At 72.3% G+C, this 14,625-nt stretch carries 12 protein-coding genes; 3 read left to right on the top strand and 9 right to left on the bottom strand.

What is annotated here, in order from left to right; genetic code table 11:
* Nucleotides 1–6: 6 nt before the first annotated feature.
* The 5 genes from ACFY2B_RS21155 to ACFY2B_RS21135 form a co-directional block, all read right to left on the bottom strand.
* Entirely contained in the window at nucleotides 7–2,175 is a 2,169-nt protein-coding gene (locus tag ACFY2B_RS21155) for a copper resistance protein CopC (RefSeq protein ID WP_390764627.1), read from the bottom strand.
* 13 nt (nucleotides 2,176–2,188) lie between these two features.
* Nucleotides 2,189–2,644, bottom strand: a complete 456-nt coding sequence (locus ACFY2B_RS21150) for a copper chaperone PCu(A)C (protein ID WP_390764626.1) — start codon at nucleotides 2,642–2,644, stop codon at nucleotides 2,189–2,191.
* The gene (locus ACFY2B_RS21145) at nucleotides 2,641–3,294 is read right to left on the bottom strand and encodes an SCO family protein (RefSeq protein WP_390764625.1); all 654 of its coding nucleotides are present in this window, start codon (nucleotides 3,292–3,294) and stop codon (nucleotides 2,641–2,643) included. Before ACFY2B_RS21145 ends, ACFY2B_RS21150 begins: the two co-directional genes overlap by 4 nt.
* A gap of 90 nt (nucleotides 3,295–3,384) precedes the next feature.
* Nucleotides 3,385–4,137 carry a YcnI family protein gene (locus ACFY2B_RS21140; protein WP_390764624.1) on the bottom strand — a complete coding sequence of 251 codons (753 nt, stop codon included), beginning with the start codon at nucleotides 4,135–4,137 and terminating at the stop codon, nucleotides 3,385–3,387.
* A gap of 179 nt (nucleotides 4,138–4,316) precedes the next feature.
* Nucleotides 4,317–5,252 carry a hypothetical protein gene (locus ACFY2B_RS21135; RefSeq protein WP_390764623.1) on the bottom strand — a complete coding sequence of 312 codons (936 nt, stop codon included), beginning with the start codon at nucleotides 5,250–5,252 and terminating at the stop codon, nucleotides 4,317–4,319.
* 183 nt (nucleotides 5,253–5,435) lie between these two features.
* Between ACFY2B_RS21135 and ACFY2B_RS21130 the strand changes: the two genes are divergently transcribed.
* Nucleotides 5,436–5,879 (top strand): ATP-binding protein, encoded by a 444-nt coding sequence (locus ACFY2B_RS21130; RefSeq protein WP_390764622.1) that lies wholly within the window; start codon nucleotides 5,436–5,438, stop codon nucleotides 5,877–5,879.
* 236 nt (nucleotides 5,880–6,115) lie between these two features.
* Here ACFY2B_RS21130 and ACFY2B_RS21125 read toward each other — a convergent pair whose 3' ends face one another.
* The 3 genes from ACFY2B_RS21125 to ACFY2B_RS21115 all read right to left on the bottom strand — a co-directional run bounded on the left by ACFY2B_RS21125 (nucleotide 6,116) and on the right by ACFY2B_RS21115 (nucleotide 11,058).
* Nucleotides 6,116–7,495 carry a PLP-dependent aminotransferase family protein gene (locus ACFY2B_RS21125; protein ID WP_390764621.1) on the bottom strand — a complete coding sequence of 460 codons (1,380 nt, stop codon included), beginning with the start codon at nucleotides 7,493–7,495 and terminating at the stop codon, nucleotides 6,116–6,118.
* A 245-nt stretch (nucleotides 7,496–7,740) separates the two neighbouring features.
* Nucleotides 7,741–9,207 (bottom strand): aminopeptidase P family protein, encoded by a 1,467-nt coding sequence (locus tag ACFY2B_RS21120; protein ID WP_390764620.1) that lies wholly within the window; start codon nucleotides 9,205–9,207, stop codon nucleotides 7,741–7,743.
* A gap of 432 nt (nucleotides 9,208–9,639) precedes the next feature.
* Entirely contained in the window at nucleotides 9,640–11,058 is a 1,419-nt protein-coding gene (locus ACFY2B_RS21115; RefSeq protein WP_390764619.1) for a PP2C family protein-serine/threonine phosphatase, read from the bottom strand.
* Between the two features lie 615 nt (nucleotides 11,059–11,673).
* Here ACFY2B_RS21115 and ACFY2B_RS21110 point away from each other — a divergent pair.
* Nucleotides 11,674–12,339 (top strand): bifunctional DNA primase/polymerase, encoded by a 666-nt coding sequence (locus tag ACFY2B_RS21110; RefSeq protein WP_390764618.1) that lies wholly within the window; start codon nucleotides 11,674–11,676, stop codon nucleotides 12,337–12,339.
* 55 nt (nucleotides 12,340–12,394) lie between these two features.
* Entirely contained in the window at nucleotides 12,395–12,988 is a 594-nt protein-coding gene (locus ACFY2B_RS21105; RefSeq protein ID WP_390764617.1) for a hypothetical protein, read from the top strand.
* Between the two features lie 246 nt (nucleotides 12,989–13,234).
* Here the strand turns inward: ACFY2B_RS21105 and ACFY2B_RS21100 are convergent, their stop codons facing one another.
* Nucleotides 13,235–14,224 carry a DUF5926 family protein gene (locus tag ACFY2B_RS21100; protein ID WP_390764616.1) on the bottom strand — a complete coding sequence of 330 codons (990 nt, stop codon included), beginning with the start codon at nucleotides 14,222–14,224 and terminating at the stop codon, nucleotides 13,235–13,237.
* Nucleotides 14,225–14,625 lie beyond the last annotated feature (401 nt).

The following is a 14,625-nucleotide window of genomic DNA, read 5'->3' as shown; positions in this document are numbered from 1 at the left end:
TGCGGTTCAGCCGATCTGCGCGTTCTTGGAGACGGTCGTCTGGTCGATGTCGGAGGTGCGCACGGTCACGGCGACCTTCCAGTCGCCGGCCATGGGGATCTGCACTCCGCTCGCCGACCAGTGCCCGGTGGTGATGTGGTCGGGCGTCACGGGGAGCGGGCCGATGTTCTTCGCTTCGAGGGTGAAGGCGATCTTCACCTCGGGGATGTCGAAGGCACGGCCGTTGGGCCGCTGCACATAGACGTGGAGTTCGTTGCCGCCCACGCGCGCGGGGTCGAGGTCGATCCGTACCACGCCCTTGCCGTCCTGGCCGCCGGTGTCGAACGGCATGTCCAGGGCCACCACGCCGGACGACGCCGACGCCGAGGAGGACGGGGACGACGTCTGGGCGGCCTGCGCCTCCAGCTCGGTGCGTCCGGGCTCGGTCTGGGTCAGCACGGTGGTGACGGCGAGCAGGACGACGGCGACGCCCGCCTCCGCGAGCACCGAGCGGCGCAGCCCGAAACGGTTCGGGTCGGCGTCCCGCAGCCGCTTCTGCCGGGCGGCGTCCACGGCGGCCTGCTGCCGGGCCAGTTGGGCGGCGCGCGCGGTGACGGTACCGGCGGGTGCGGACTCGCCGGAGGCGGCCGGCTCGGACAGCGCGGCCCCACGGGCCGTGGCCGACGCGGCGACCTGCTCCTTCTCGGCCGATTCCGCCGCTTGTACCTGGGCCGACGTCCCTTCCGACGCCCCTTCCGACGTCCGTACCTCGGCCGGGGTCTTCTCGATCGTTCCCGCCTCGGACTGGTCCGCGTCGGCCGTCCCCGCTTCGGACAGCTCGGCGTCCGACGTCGCCGTCTCGGCCCGCCTCGTTCCGGCCCGCGCCGTCTCGGATCCCGCCGTCTCGGGTCCCGCCGTCTCGGGTCCCGCCGACTCGGATCCTGCCGCCCCGGTCCGCGCGGTGGACGCGTTCGCGAGCCGGGCCGTCCACCGTCGGGAGGTCCACGCGATGCCGACCATCAGCGCCACCAGGCAGATCTTGATGAGCAGCAGTTGTCCGTACCGGGTGTCGGTGAACGCAGACCAGGAGCCCAGCTGCCGCCAGGACTGGTAGACGCCGGTGGCGACCAGGGTGAGTACGGATCCGAAGGCGATGGCCGAGAAGCGGCGTACGGCGGTGGCGCCGACCGGTGTCCCGGCGGGCGCCCGGTACAGCGCGACGAGGAGGGCGACGAGACCGCCCAGCCAGGTGGCGACGGCCAGCAGGTGCAGCACGTCGACCGGCATGGCGACCCCCGGCTGGAGACCGGTCGAGGCGTGCTCGGCCATGGCCCAGCTCGCCGCGAGCCCGGCGGCGACCACGGTCCCGCCGACCGCGAGCCCGAAGGTCAGGTCGCGCTTCTCCTCGTCCTTCCGCTTGTCGTAGGCGCCGAAGAGCACGGCGAGGAACAGCGCGGCGGCGGCGAGCAGCAGCAACCGGGAGACCAGCGCGGCCCCGGACTTGGTCTGCAACACCTGACCGAGCAGGTCCAGGTCGAAGATCTCGCCGAAGGTCCCGGAACCGGTGTAGGAGCCGCGCAGGAGCAGCAGCCAGAGCGTGGCGGCGGTCAGGGCGAGCCAGCCGCCGACGACGAGGCGTTGCACGGCCCGCGCCCCGGACCCGCGCTGCCAGCACGCGAGGACGAAGACGGCCCCGCCCACCAGCACGACGTAGCCGGCGTACGACACATAGCGGCCGAACTCGTAGAGCCAGCCGACGACTCCGTCGCCCACCGTCTCGCCGGAGACCGAGACCGTGGTCTTGGAGGGGGCGCCGACGGAGAAGGTGTAGGCACCGGCGACGGGATGGCTGTCGGCGGAGACGACCTGGTAGGCGACGGTGTACGTGCCCTCCCCCAGGCCGCTCACGAGCCGCACCGCGTACGTCGCGTCGCTGACGTGGGCCGGCTCGCCGCTGTCGACCCGCTTGCCCTTGGGGTCCAGCACCCGCACTGAACCGTTGTTCATCGCGACCTGCTCGGAGAAGGTGAGCGACACCTTGTCCGGAGCCTTGTCGACCACCACCCCCTGAGCGGGGTCGCTGCCGAGCAGCGCTGCGTGCGCGGAGGCCGGGCCGGCGCCGGCCAGCAGCGCGCCGCTGACGGCCAGGAGCAGCAGCACCAGGATCCGCAGGCGGGAGGTGGTGGTCCGCGTCAAGGTGGTTCCCTCCTCAGTGATCGGTCGACGGGTTGTACGTGGCCGACTTCACGGGCATCTCAACGGTGAGGGGACCGGAGTCGGCGAACTTCAGCCGGAGCGTGATCGTGTCGCCCTGCTTCGGCTGGTGCTTCAGGTTCTCGAACATCAGGTGGTTGCCGCCGCTCGCGAAGACGAGCCGGCCGTGCGCGGGTATGGCGAAGGAGGCGACTTCCTGCATGGTCCCGCCGCTGGTGGAGTGCAGGGTTATCCGGCCCGCCTGGTCACTGGTGACCGAGGTCAACTCGTCCTTCGTACCGCCCTTGTTCACGATCGTCAGGAACCCGGCCGCCATGTCGGCCGTCGAGACCGGCTGAGGCATATAGACGGAACTGACCGAAAGATCTGCCTTTGAGTCGTCGGAGCCACCGCAGCCCGCGAGGGCCAGCGTGCCCGCCAGTGCGGCGGCGGGCAGGGCGAGGCGCGTCACGGATTCGCTCCCTTGACGATCTTGGGAAGGTCCTTGGTGTAGTCGTCGACGGTGGCGTTCTCGCCGTAGAGGAGGTAGCCGGCGTCGGTCTTCGGTGAGAAGGCGACGACCTGGGTGCCGTGCACGGAGATGAGCTTGCCGTTCTTGTCCTTCTTCGTCGGTTCGATGGAGATACCGAGGGAGCGGGCGGCGGCCTGGATGGTGGCGAAGTCACCGGTCAGACCGATGAACTGCGGGTCGATGCCCTTGAGCCACTTGCCCAGCTCGGCGGGTGTGTCACGGCCCGGGTCGGTGGTGACGAACACCACCCGCAGCTCGTCCTGTTCCGCCTTCGGCAGCGCCTTCTTGGCGACCGCGAGGTTGTTCATGGTCAGCGGACAGACGTCGGGGCAGTGCGTGTAGCCGAAGTAGACCAGCGTGGGGTGGCCCTTGGTCTCCGCGCGCAGGTCGTACTTCTTGCCCTGGGCGTCGGTGAGGACCAGGTCCGGCTTCTCGAACGGCTGATCGAGGACGGTGGCGGCCTTGGTCGAGCCGGACTCCTCCGAGACCACGGCCACGGGCGACTTGCTGTCGTCCCCGCTGCCGCAGGCGGAGAGGGTCAAAGTGGCGGCGGCGAGCAGCGCGGCCGCGGCGAACGTTGTCTTGCGCATAGAAAAATGTCCCAGATGTGAAAGTTCCGGTGTGCGCCGGGGTCGGTGCGGGGGCCGCCCGGCCCCGGTGCACACCACTGGTGAACGAGATCAGGCGGTGGTCCGGCGCCGCCCGGTGATCAGGGCGTACGCGATGCCGGCCGCGCCGACGACGATGCCGACGATGCCGAGCACCCGCGCGGTGGTGTCACTGCCGCCGGAGGAGTCCGACGCCTTGGTGGTGGCCGCGTCCTTGCCGGTGGCCGCCGTGTCCGTCTGGCTCGAGGAGCTGCCCGTGCCCGCGGCGGAGTCGGCGTGCCCGTCGTCGGACGCGGCGGTCAGGGCGAGGACCGGGGCCGGGTTCTCCGGTTCGGCCTGACCCTTCTCCGGCACCTCGATCCAGCGCACGACGTCCTTGTTGTCGTACGTCTGGACGGCCTTGAAGACGAGTTCGTCGGTGTCCTCGGGCAGGGCGCCGACGGACAGCGGGAACTTCTGGAAGTAGCCGGGCTGGATGCCCTTGCCGTCGGCGGTCCAGGTGACCTTGGTGACGGCCTGGTTGATCTTCTCGCCGTGCACCTCGACGGGCTTGGCCAGCGTGGACTTGGTGACCTGCACCGTCCAGCCGTCGACCGCCTCCGGCATCACCGAGGCCAGCGGGTGGTCGGTGGGGAGGTTGACCTCCACCTTGGTGGTCGAGGCGTCGTCGCGCTCGTTGGGGACCTTGAAGTCGACGACCGCGTAGCCGCCCTTGGCCGCCACGCCCTCCGGCTGCACGGTGACGTGCGCGAAGGCGGGTGCGGACAGGGCGAGGACGGCCGAGCCCGCGACGGCGGTGACGGCGGCGATACGAGAAGCCTTCATGGCAGAAAGCACTCCACTCCGAGTGAGTTCCGGTGGATCTCCGGTCAGGAAGAAGGGCGCGCGTACGCACGCGCGCGTGCCGCGGTACGCGGCGGCCTTCTCCTCCCGGATCCCGGTGGCCGGATCGCAGTGGCTGGATCCTGGTTGGCCGGACCTCGGTGGAGCGGGGTCGCGTCGCGTCAGGCGGCGAGGACGAGTGCGGGCGCGGCCGGGGGACCGCGCCGGACCACCGTGTGCTGGAGCGCGGTGGTGTGCGGGGCGGGCGTGTCGTGCGGGGTGCTGCGCCGCAGCCGCGGGCCGGGATTCCGCTCGCCCGTGAGGCCGCCGCGGAGCGCGCGGGCCAGCGCGAGCGCCCCGCGCAGGGACCGTACGAGCGCCGCCTCGGCGACCCCGCGCGTCGACAGCTCCATCAGGCGCAGCAGGGCCAGGTCGCCGTGGCGCAGCAGCCAGCCGGCGACGACCGCCGCGAGGAGGTGGCCGAGCAGCATCGGCAGCGACGGCAGCAGCGCGCCGAAGGAACAGAAGGAGAAGGAGGAGGTGCCGGCGGAACCGGCGGAACCGGTGGTGGCGGCGGCCGCGTGCTGCGTCGCGTTCAGGCCGGCGGAGCCGGGGACCGGACCGGAGGAGCCGGTGATCAGGTGGGCGTCCGCCAGGATCCGGTAGGCGTGGGCAGGGGAGATCGCCGCGGCGCCGGCGCCGCAGACGAGCCGCGCGGCCTGTTCGACCAGGGTGGCGTCGGTCGTCCCGCTCATCGAGTCCATGGAGCCCATTGACCCCATCGAACCCATGGCGCCCGTCGAACCCGACGGCACCGCGCCGGACGACATGGCAGTCATACCGTGTTGCCCCAGCCCGAACAACGCGTGCAGCACGATCTGGCCGAACGCGAGCAGCGCGGCGATGCCCGGCAGCGAGCGCTCCCGCCCGGCGAGCGGCGCCACAAGCACCAGGGAGCCCAGGAAGCCGACGGCCAGTGTCCACAGCGGGACGGAGGCGCAGGAGGCCAGGGCATGCCCGGCCGCGGACAGCACGACGCAGACCGCGGCGAACACCGCGGCCCGCAGGATCCGGAGTTGGTGTCCGGAGCGCGCCGTACGCGGGTGGGGGGCAGACATGGCGCGCTCATCATCCCACTCGACCCACGCGTGTCCTACGGCAGGTACGAAACTCTCTCCATACACCGATTCATGTCTGAGTGCATCCCCCGTATGGGCGGCGTCACGTCAACGGTGTGCTTACACCCGGGCGCGCGCGGCAATAGGTAACGGTATGTCGAGCCGCGGCCAGGAGGCTGGAGCATGAGCATCTGGTGGTCACTCCATCTGCGCCGCGAGGCCGCGAGCGTTCCCCTGGCGAGACGGCTGCTGCTCGGCGCGATGGAGACGGCGGGCGTGGATCCGGACATCTCCTACGATCTGTCCGTCGCCCTGACCGAGGCATGCGCGAACGCCGTGGAGCACGGGGGCGGCGGCGCGCGCGGCGCCTCGGGGGTGTACCGGGTGACCGCCTATCTGGACGGCGAGAGGTGCCGGATCGAAGTGACCGACTCCGGGCCGGGCTTCGCGCACCCCCCGGCCATACGGCCCGCGCGGGTGGATGCGGAGCACGGCCGCGGGCTCTGTCTGATCAGGGAACTCGCCGATCACGTCCACATCGGCAACAAGCCCGGCCGGGGCGGCACGGTGGTGAGCTTCGACAAGATGCTCAAGTGGACGAAGGGCGCTCCGCTCGTTGCGGTCTAGCCTCCACGACGAAAGACGCTGCGGTGTGAACACCGCCTGTGCGACCTCTGAGTCTGGCACATCCGAGCCTGTGACCTCTGCCTGTGCGACCTCTGCGTCGTGACCGCCGCCTCGGTGACCTCTGCGTCTGTGACTGTCGCCTCGGTGACCTCTGGGTCTGTGACCGTCGCCTCGGTGGCCACTTCCTCTGGGACTGCCGCCGCTGCGACCACCGCATCGAGGTGACCCTTTTCCGCTCAGCGGCCGTCCAGCACCTCGGCCAGCGCCTCCAGAGCCTGTGGATAAACCCGTTCCTGTGGCGTCCCGTACCCGACGACGAGCCCCTGCGGCCGTCCCGTGCCGCCGGGCGTGTGCCAGTGGTCGCCCAGGCAGCCCAGGGCCAGTCCCGCCGCCTCGGCCCGGGCCCGTACCTCCGCCTCGTCACCGACCTCCACCAGGGCGTGCAGGCCGGCCGCGATCCCGCTCACCCGGCGGTCGGCGCCCAGCCGGCCCAGGAGCCGGTCCCGCCGGCGCCGGTACCGGAGCCGGCACGCGCGCACGTGCCGGTCGTAGCCCTGGCTGTCGATCAGGTCCGCCAGCGCCAACTGGCCCAGGGACTCCGTGTGGTGGTCGCTGTGCAGCTTGGCGTCGGCGACCGCGTCCACCAGGTGCGGCGGCAGCACCATCCAGCCCAGCCGCAGCCCCGGGCCCAGCGTCTTGGAGGCGGTGCCCAGGTAGACGACCTGGTGCGGGGCCATGCCCTGGAGCGCGCCGACGGGCCGGCGGTCGTAGCGGAACTCCCCGTCGTAGTCGTCCTCGACGATCAGCCCGCCCCGCGCGCGTGCCCAGTCGCCGAGCGCCCGGCGCCGCTCCGGGTGCAGCGTCACCCCGGTGGGGAACTGGTGGGCGGGCGTGACGACCACGGCCGCCGCGTCCCCCAATGCCTCGGCGCGGACCCCGCGTTCGTCGACCGGCACGGCCACCACACGGGCGCCGTTGCGCCGCACCACCTCCCGGTGGAACGGCAGCCCAGGGTCCTCCATGGCCACCGTGCCCCCGCCCAGCACGCGCGTGAGCAGCGCGAGGCCCTGGACGAACCCGGAGGTGACCACGATCCGCTCCGGCGGCGCGAGCACCCCCCGGGTCCGTCCCAGATAGCCGGAGAGCGCGGTGCGCAACTCGATCCGGCCGCGCGGATCGCCGTAGCCGTACGCCACGGAGGGCGCCACCGCGAGGGCGCGGCGCAGCGCGCGCAGCCAGGCGGCCGCCGGAAAGGCTCCGACGTCGGGGCGGCCGGGCCGCAGGTCGAAACGCGGCGCACGCGCGTGTGCGGCCGCCTCCGGCGCGTCCGCGTCCCCGGACGGCAGCGCCGCCACCCGGGTGCCCGAGCCCTGCCGCGCGGTCAGATAGCCCTCGGCGACGAGCTGGTCGTAGGCCGCCTTCGCGGTGCCCCGTGAGATGCCCAGCTCCGCCGCGACCTGCCGGGTCGCGGGCAACCGCGTGCCCGGCGTCAGCCGGCCGTCCCGTACGGCGTCCCGGAGGATCCGTTGCAGGCCGTCCCGGCGCCCGTCCCTCATGTCCGGCATGTCTGGTTCGAGGCGCGGATCGACACCGACGCCGGTCCAGAAGTCGTCCACGATCCCTCGGTGTCCCCCTCGGTCTCCGTCAGTACAGCGCACATGCCACGTCCCTGCCACTGCCGACGTCCCTGCCACTGCCGACGCCGATGCCGGTGCCCGTGCGCCGCGAGCGGTGCGGGCGGCCGGGTGGATCCGGCCCGAGCCATCGGCGGACAAAGCAGGCTAAGCGGGCGAAGCTAGTGAAACGGGTAAAATAGATGAATGGCCGAGTACTTGGCGGTACCCGGCCATTCATCACGACCTCAGCCCTTCAACGCGGCCATCCACGCCTCGACCTCGTCCGACCGGCGGGGCAGCCCGGCGCTGAGGTTCCGGTTGCCGTCCTCCGTGACCAGGATGTCGTCCTCGATGCGGACGCCGATGCCGCGGTACTCCTCCGGCACGGTCAGGTCGTCGCTCTGGAAGTACAGGCCCGGCTCGACCGTCAGCACCACACCGGGCTCCAGCACGCCGTCCACGTACGTCTCGGTCCGCGCGGCCGCGCAGTCGTGGACGTCCAGGCCGAGCATGTGGCCGGTGCCGTGCAGGGTCCAGCGGCGCTGCAGACCCAGCTCCAGGACCCGCTCGACCGGTCCCTCGACCAGACCCCACTCGACGAGCCGCTCGGTGAGCACCCGCTGGGCGGCGTCGTGGAAGTCGCGGTACTTGGCGCCGGGCCGCACCGCCGCGATACCGGCCTCCTGGGCCTCGTACACGGCGTCGTAGATCTTCTTCTGGATCTCGCTGTAGGTGCCGCTCACCGGCAGCGTGCGGGTGACGTCCGCGGTGTACAGGGTGTGGGTCTCGACGCCGGCGTCCAGCAGGAGCAGGTCGCCGGAGCGGACCGGGCCGTCGTTGCGGACCCAGTGCAGCGTGCAGGCGTGCGGTCCGGCGGCGCAGATGGAGCCGTAGCCGACGTCGTTGCCCTCCACCCGCGCGCGGAGGAAGAAGGTGCCCTCGATGAAGCGCTCGCTGGTCGCCTCGGCCCGGTCGAGGACCTTCACGACGTCCTCGAAGCCGCGCACGGTCGAGTCGACCGCCTTCTGCAGTTCGCCGATCTCCCACCCGTCCTTGACCAGCCGCGCCTCGGAGAGGAAGACCCGCAGCTCGGCGTCGCGCTCGGCGGTGACCTTGTCGGTGAGCGCGGCCTCGATCTCCGCGTCGTACCCGCGCACGACGCGGACCGGCCCGGTGGCCTCGCGCAGCGTGTCGGCCAGCTCGCGGACGTCCGCGGCCGGGATGCCGTACAGCGCCGCGGACTCGGTCAGCGAGTGGCGGCGGCCGACCCACAGCTCACCCTGGCCGGAGAGCCAGAACTCGCCGTTCTCCCGGTCGGAGCGGGGCAGCAGGTAGATCGTCTCCTGGTGGCCGTCGGTGGTCGGCTCCAGGACGAGTACGCCGTCCTCGGTCTGGTTCCCGGTGAGGTACGCGTACTCGACGGAGGCCCGGAAGGGGTAGTCCGTGTCGTTCGAGCGCACCTTCAGGTTGCCCGCCGGGACGACCAGGCGCTCGCCCGGGAAGCGGGCGGACAGCGCGGCCCGGCGGCGCGCGGCGTGCTCGGCCTGCTCCACCGGCTTCAGGTCGCGCAGCTCCGTGTCGGCCCAGCCGGACTTCATGTTCTCGGCCAGTTCGTCGGAAACGCCCGGGTACAGGCCGTTCTTGCGCTGCTTGATCGGCTCCTCCGACTCAGTCTCCGGGGTCTCCGGGTTGAGTTCGTCGGCCACGGTCATCCTCCTCGATACGGCACGGATCCTCCCCGGACGCTCGGCGCTCTGGGCTCCGCACGAGCAGGGGGGATCCCCATCATCGTACGGTCGCACCGGGTCGGTCCCGGGGCGGGAAGACCTGTTATGCCCGGTCATGCGACCCGCTTGCGCCCGGCGCCGGGACGCCACCCGCTTGCGTCCGGTCCGGCCCGCGCGGTCCGGCCCGGTCACGCGACTCGCGTCCGGCCCGGCCCCGCCCGCGCCGCCGACGGGACAGCGGTCAACCGATGCGCACCGTCGGCGCGGACGGCGGTTGCTCAAGCGGACGGCGGTTGCTCAAAGCGAACCACCCACCGGCGCGGACGGCGGTCGCCCGAAGCGAACCGCCCGCAGAGCGAACCGCCCGCCGAAGCGGACATCAGCCGCCCGGGACGCACCCCGTGGGGCGGGCAGTAGTCATTCGAAGCGTGCCGCCAGCAGGACGACGTCCTCCTCGCCGTCCGCCGCGTCCGGGCCGTCCGGCAGCATGACCCGCAGCACGTGGTCGGCGAGGGCGTCGGGGTCGCGGCGCAGCGGGCGAGGGGCGCTGGCGCCCGCCGCGTGCAGCCGGGCGAAAGCGCGGTCCATGGGGTCGCCGGTACGGCGCAGCAGCCCGTCGGTGTAGAGCAGAACCGTCTCTCCGGCCGCCGCCTCGATCTCCACGCTCGGCGCCTCCCAGCAGGCGAGCATCCCGAGCGGCGCGGACACGGAGGTCTCCGCGAACTCGGTGCGCCGCTCGCCGATCAGCAGCGGCGGGTTGTGTCCGGCGCCGGCCAGCGTGACCTTGCGCAGCGCGGGTTCGCAGTAGGCGAACAGCGCGGTGGCGGAGCGGGCGGGCTCGGTCAGCCGCAGCAGCAGTTCGAGGTCGGACAGGACGGCGACGGGGTCCTCGCCCTCCATCACGGCGTACGCCCGCAGGGACGCGCGCAGCCGGCCCATCGCGGCGACCGCGCTCGGCCCGCGGCCGGTGACCGAGCCGACCGCGAGGCCGAGCGCGGCGTCCGGCAGCGGCAGCGCGTCGTACCAGTCGCCGCCGCCGCGCGGGCCGCTGCGGTGCCGGGCGGCGAGCTGCACGCCGGCCACCCGGGGCAGCCGGGAGGGAAGCAGTTCCTCGGTGACGGTCGCCATGCACGCGCGCGTGCGTTCCAGTTCCAGCAGCCGGGCGAGGTGTTCGGTGGCGTAGCGCACGTACAGGCCGGCGAGGTGGCGCTGCCGCTCGTGCGGCTCGGCCGGTTCGTCGTAGAACCAGACGGCCGCGCCGAGCCGCCCTGCGTCCTCGGTGGACAGCGGCAGGGCGTAACTGGCGGCGTAGCCGAGGCGGACGGCCACCTCGCGGTGGCGGGGGTCGAGGCCGTCCTCGGCGAACAGGTCGGAGTGGACGATCTCGCCGTCGCCGCCGGGCAGTCCGGCGGTCGTGTCGAGGAGCTTGCCGTAGGGCAGGGCGCAGCGGGGCACGGTCTCGATGTGGCCGAGATCGGACCGCGCGAGGCCCAGACCGACCGTCCGGCGTGGACCGAGACCGTCGTCGGGCTCCAGGACGAACAGACCGCGCCGGGCGCCCACGAGGGCGGCTCCGGCGCTCAGCAGTTCCTGGAGCGCGGGGTCGAGCGAGTCGGTGCGGGCCAGGCGTTCGGTGAGTTCGTGGAGGGTCGTGAGGTCGGAGACCCAGCCGGCCAGCCGGTCCTGGAGGAGGGCACCGGGTGCCGGGACGTTCGGAACAGTGGTCTTCGTCACGGGGGGCGCACTCGGAGCGGCTGGTACGGGCGCGACAGTGTGTGCGGATGTGGCGATCGGAGAATCGATTCGAGCCACTTTCGGAGGATGCGAGGCGCTCATGGCACACGGCCTTCAGACCAGTGCGTATTGCTGAATAGCATCGCAAACCCCCATGTCATTCTGCGTAGCTAGCAATGTCTCCACATGTACACGCACTCGTGAGGAGATGTCCAGCATTGTCCTGCGGGGATTCCTGGTGTCCGTGGGCCTCTTGTGGGTTTCCGCCGGACCTCTTGCGCTAGAGTGAAGTTGGCTTGAAACTGCCTCGGGTATCGGTTCATTGCGGTCGACTGGGTTTGCTCCACGGAGCGTCACAACGGTCGTGATGGGTACGTACTCGGAGAAGGCCAGGGGTGGTTGGGGGCCACCCGGAACCTGGCGACCGACCCGGGCGTCTTAACCACCGACGACCGTGCCCCATCCTCCCGTGGCGAGGCAGAGAGAAATGCGCGGGACGGCGAAACGCCAGACTTCGCCACCCCACGCCGCGGCCGTGTTTTTGACAGGCGCAGTGCAGTAGGGATGCGGAAACGGCCAACGCTCGACCCCTTGGGGGTCCCCTTGCCCGGAGCAGGGGTGTGATGCGCCAACAGGTACGCACAGTGAAGTGATCGACACATGATGTGATGTGGTCCACGGTGTTGCCAGCGGTGCAACGGAAAGGAACGAGCGCTCATGCGCGAGATCCTCAAAAGGCGACGCAGGCTCCTGTCCAGGCGGAACGGCGGGGGGCCTGACCTGATCGGCGCGGCCCTCACCTTCGCTGCGGAGTGGCAGTGGCCGGTGCTCCCGGGCGTGGCCCCGGACCCGCAGGGCCGGGCCCGCTGCGCATGTCCCGACCCCGAGTGCACGGTGCCCGGTGCGCACCCCTTCGACCCCGGCCTCCTCGCGGCCACCACCGACGAGCGCATGGTGCGCTGGTGGTGGACCAATCGGCCGGGTGCGCCCATCGTCCTCGCCACCGGGGGCGGTGCGCCCTGCGCGGTCAGCCTGCCCGCCCTCGCGGCGGCCCGCGCCCTCGACGCGCTCGACCGCCGGGGCATGCGGCTCGGCCCGGTGGTCGCCTCACCCACCCGGTGGGCCCTGCTCGTGCGGCCGTACTCCATGGAACAGCTGGGCGAACTGCTCTACGCCAAGGACTTCGTCCCCGGCTCCCTGCGCTTCCACGGCACGGGCGGCTACCTCGCCCTGCCGCCCTCCGAGACCGGCCAGGGCGCCATCCGCTGGGAGCGCGCCCCGCTGCCCGGCTCGGCCGCGCCCTGGGTGCCCGACGTGGAGGCCGTGGTGGACGCGGCGGTCGACGCGCTCACTCGTACGGGTGTGAGCGCGCCGGAGTTGTAGGGGTGTCGGGCGCGCGCGGGACCGGGGCCCCGTTCCCGCTCGTTATCGTCCGCACATGAACGTACGTCTGCTCGCCCTGGCGGGCGTCGCGGCCTGCGCGCTGGCGCTGCCGCTGGCCGTGGCGTCCGCGGGCCCCGTCGGCGAGAAGGGCGCAGCGGCCGTACGCCGTGCCGTGCACGACACGCCGTACGACCTCTCGTACGACCGTGGGCACGGCGACGCACGCGATGACGAGAAGGCGTCACCCGTCCCGTCCGGCGTGTCCAGCAGTTCCTCCCCGCTGCGGCTCGGCCTGGGTCCTGCCACGGCTGCCCGCTGCGGGCCGGAACTCTCCTCACCCGGCGGCATCGAGGCCCAGACCTGTGTCCTGACGCGGGGCGCGGAGACCTGGGCGCGCACCTATTACCGCAATGCCACCGGGGCGGCACTGGAGTCCGTGCTCAGTCTGCTGGCGCCCGGCGACCGTACTGTGCGGACGCGGTGCCTGGTGGGAGCAGACGACGCGCCCGGCACCTGTGACACACCGCGCGAGCGTTTCCGGGGCGGCCCGGACGGTTACGGCGCGGTCACGGAGTTCTCCACCCGCGGGGACCGGGGGCCGCTGCTGCTGCGTTCGGGAAGCAACTCCGAACCGCTCGACAGAAGTTGACGACCAGTCACGTTCCGTACAGGGTGGCCGGGCATGGAAAGGCCCGGTTGCTGGCGACGGGGGATGCACCAGCAACCGGGCTACTGGAACGGTAACAAGAGATCGGCGGTTCGCAAATTCCGTCTCGGCTATTCGGACACCGATTTCCCTGTCACATCGGGGAGTTGTGACAGGAGTCACCCAATGCGACGGCCCGGGGTGCGACCGACCGGCCGGACGGTCGTACACCTGTGCGGAGTCTGTGTCTCAGTTGAGCGTGACCTGTCGGTTGGTCAGACCTCCGCGCGCGCGTCGCTCGTCGGGGGTGAGCGGGGCGTCGGAGGCCAGGGCCCCGGTCAGTCGCTCGGCGAACTCGGCGGCCGGCTTCTCCACGTCCTCGGCCGAGACCGAGCTCGGCAGGTCCCACACCGGCGCGGTGAGCCCATGGGCGCGGAAGGAGCCGACAAGGCGGGTGCCGTCGCCGAGATCCGAGCGGCCCGCCGCGTGCAGCCGGGCGAGGGCGTCCAGAAGCTGCTCCTCCGGGTACGGCATGACCCAGCGCAGGTGGTTCTTCTCCGTGGTCTCGCACCAGTACGCGCAGTCCACGCCGGTCAGCTTCACCGTGGGGACGGCCGCGGCGTTGGCCCGCTCCAGGGAGGCGGCCACGTCCGGGGTGGCGTTCTCCGCGTCCGGCACCCAGAACTCGAAGCCGCTGTGCACGACTGGCTCGAAGGTGCCCTCGGGGGCGAGGAGGTCCTGGAGCCGCGGGCCGTCGGCCGGCGCGCGCCGTCCCTGGACGGGCGTGCCCGGCTCGGCGACGAGGGCCCGCTGGAGGGTGTCGGCGAGGTCGCGGCTGATGTCACCGGACGAGGTGTCGTTCTGCAGGCCGAGCAGCACCGTGCCGTCGTCGCGGCGCAGGGCCGGCCACGCCATGGGGAGCACCGTGGCGAGCGTCACCGAAGGGACGCCCTCGGGCAGGTCGTCCTTCAGGGTCAGCTGCGCGGTGGCGGCGGGCACCAGCTCGCGCAGCGCCACCCAGTCCCCCTCGCTCGGCAGGCCCTCGAAGGGACGCTGCACCAGCTCGGTCGCGGCATGCGCGGCGGCCCGGCCGTGGCACGCCTTGTAGCGGCGGCCGCTGCCGCAGGGGCAGGGCTCGCGGGCGCCGACAACCGGAACCTGCCCGTCAGCGCCTACGGCACCGACACCACCCGTGGTCTGCGGGTGCTTGGCCTTCGTCTGGGGTCGCTTTTTGGCCATGGTGGCTGTCTCCCGGTTACGGCTCATCTCGTACGGGCGGAGCCTAGCCGCTCGCGCGGGGCCCGACCGGGACCTGTGGATGACGCGGCTCCTGTGGATGACACGGGCGGTCCCTGTGGACGACGGGGCGCACGCCGGGCGGTGCCCTGTGCGGTGCCCTGCGACGAGTCGCCCGACGATCGGCCCCGCGCGGCCGACGAGTCGCCCCGCTTGCCGGGTGAGTCCCGTCGCGCGGTCGCGGAGTTCCCCCGCGCGACTGACGCGTCGCCCCGCTCGGCCGACGCCGCGTCGCTGCCCGCAGCCGGGGCCGACGATCGACCGGGGGACGGCCACGGGGGACGACCGGGGCCCCTCTGGAACGAGCCACCGGGAACGAGCGGACCGGAGTTCGGGCCACCGGG

The sequence above is a fragment of the Streptomyces sp. NPDC001270 genome (assembly GCF_042896695.1).
In the GTDB taxonomy this organism is placed as follows: domain Bacteria; phylum Actinomycetota; class Actinomycetes; order Streptomycetales; family Streptomycetaceae; genus Streptomyces.
This window is presented reverse-complemented; position numbering and strand designations above follow the sequence as displayed.

Bases quoted from the DNA above. Each gene is read 5' to 3' on its own strand.
- ACFY2B_RS21130 (WP_390764622.1), top strand. From the start codon at position 5,436: ATGAGCATCTGGTGGTCACTCCATCTGCGCCGCGAGGCCGCGAGCGTT.
- ACFY2B_RS21135 (WP_390764623.1), bottom strand. From the start codon at position 5,252: ATGTCTGCCCCCCACCCGCGTACGGCGCGCTCCGGACACCAACTCCGG.
- ACFY2B_RS21110 (WP_390764618.1), top strand. From the start codon at position 11,674: ATGCGCGAGATCCTCAAAAGGCGACGCAGGCTCCTGTCCAGGCGGAAC.
- ACFY2B_RS21100 (WP_390764616.1), bottom strand. From the start codon at position 14,224: ATGGCCAAAAAGCGACCCCAGACGAAGGCCAAGCACCCGCAGACCACG.
- ACFY2B_RS21145 (WP_390764625.1), bottom strand. From the start codon at position 3,294: ATGCGCAAGACAACGTTCGCCGCGGCCGCGCTGCTCGCCGCCGCCACT.
- ACFY2B_RS21120 (WP_390764620.1), bottom strand. From the start codon at position 9,207: ATGACCGTGGCCGACGAACTCAACCCGGAGACCCCGGAGACTGAGTCG.
- ACFY2B_RS21115 (WP_390764619.1), bottom strand. From the start codon at position 11,058: ATGAGCGCCTCGCATCCTCCGAAAGTGGCTCGAATCGATTCTCCGATC.
- ACFY2B_RS21105 (WP_390764617.1), top strand. From the start codon at position 12,395: ATGAACGTACGTCTGCTCGCCCTGGCGGGCGTCGCGGCCTGCGCGCTG.
- ACFY2B_RS21140 (WP_390764624.1), bottom strand. From the start codon at position 4,137: ATGAAGGCTTCTCGTATCGCCGCCGTCACCGCCGTCGCGGGCTCGGCC.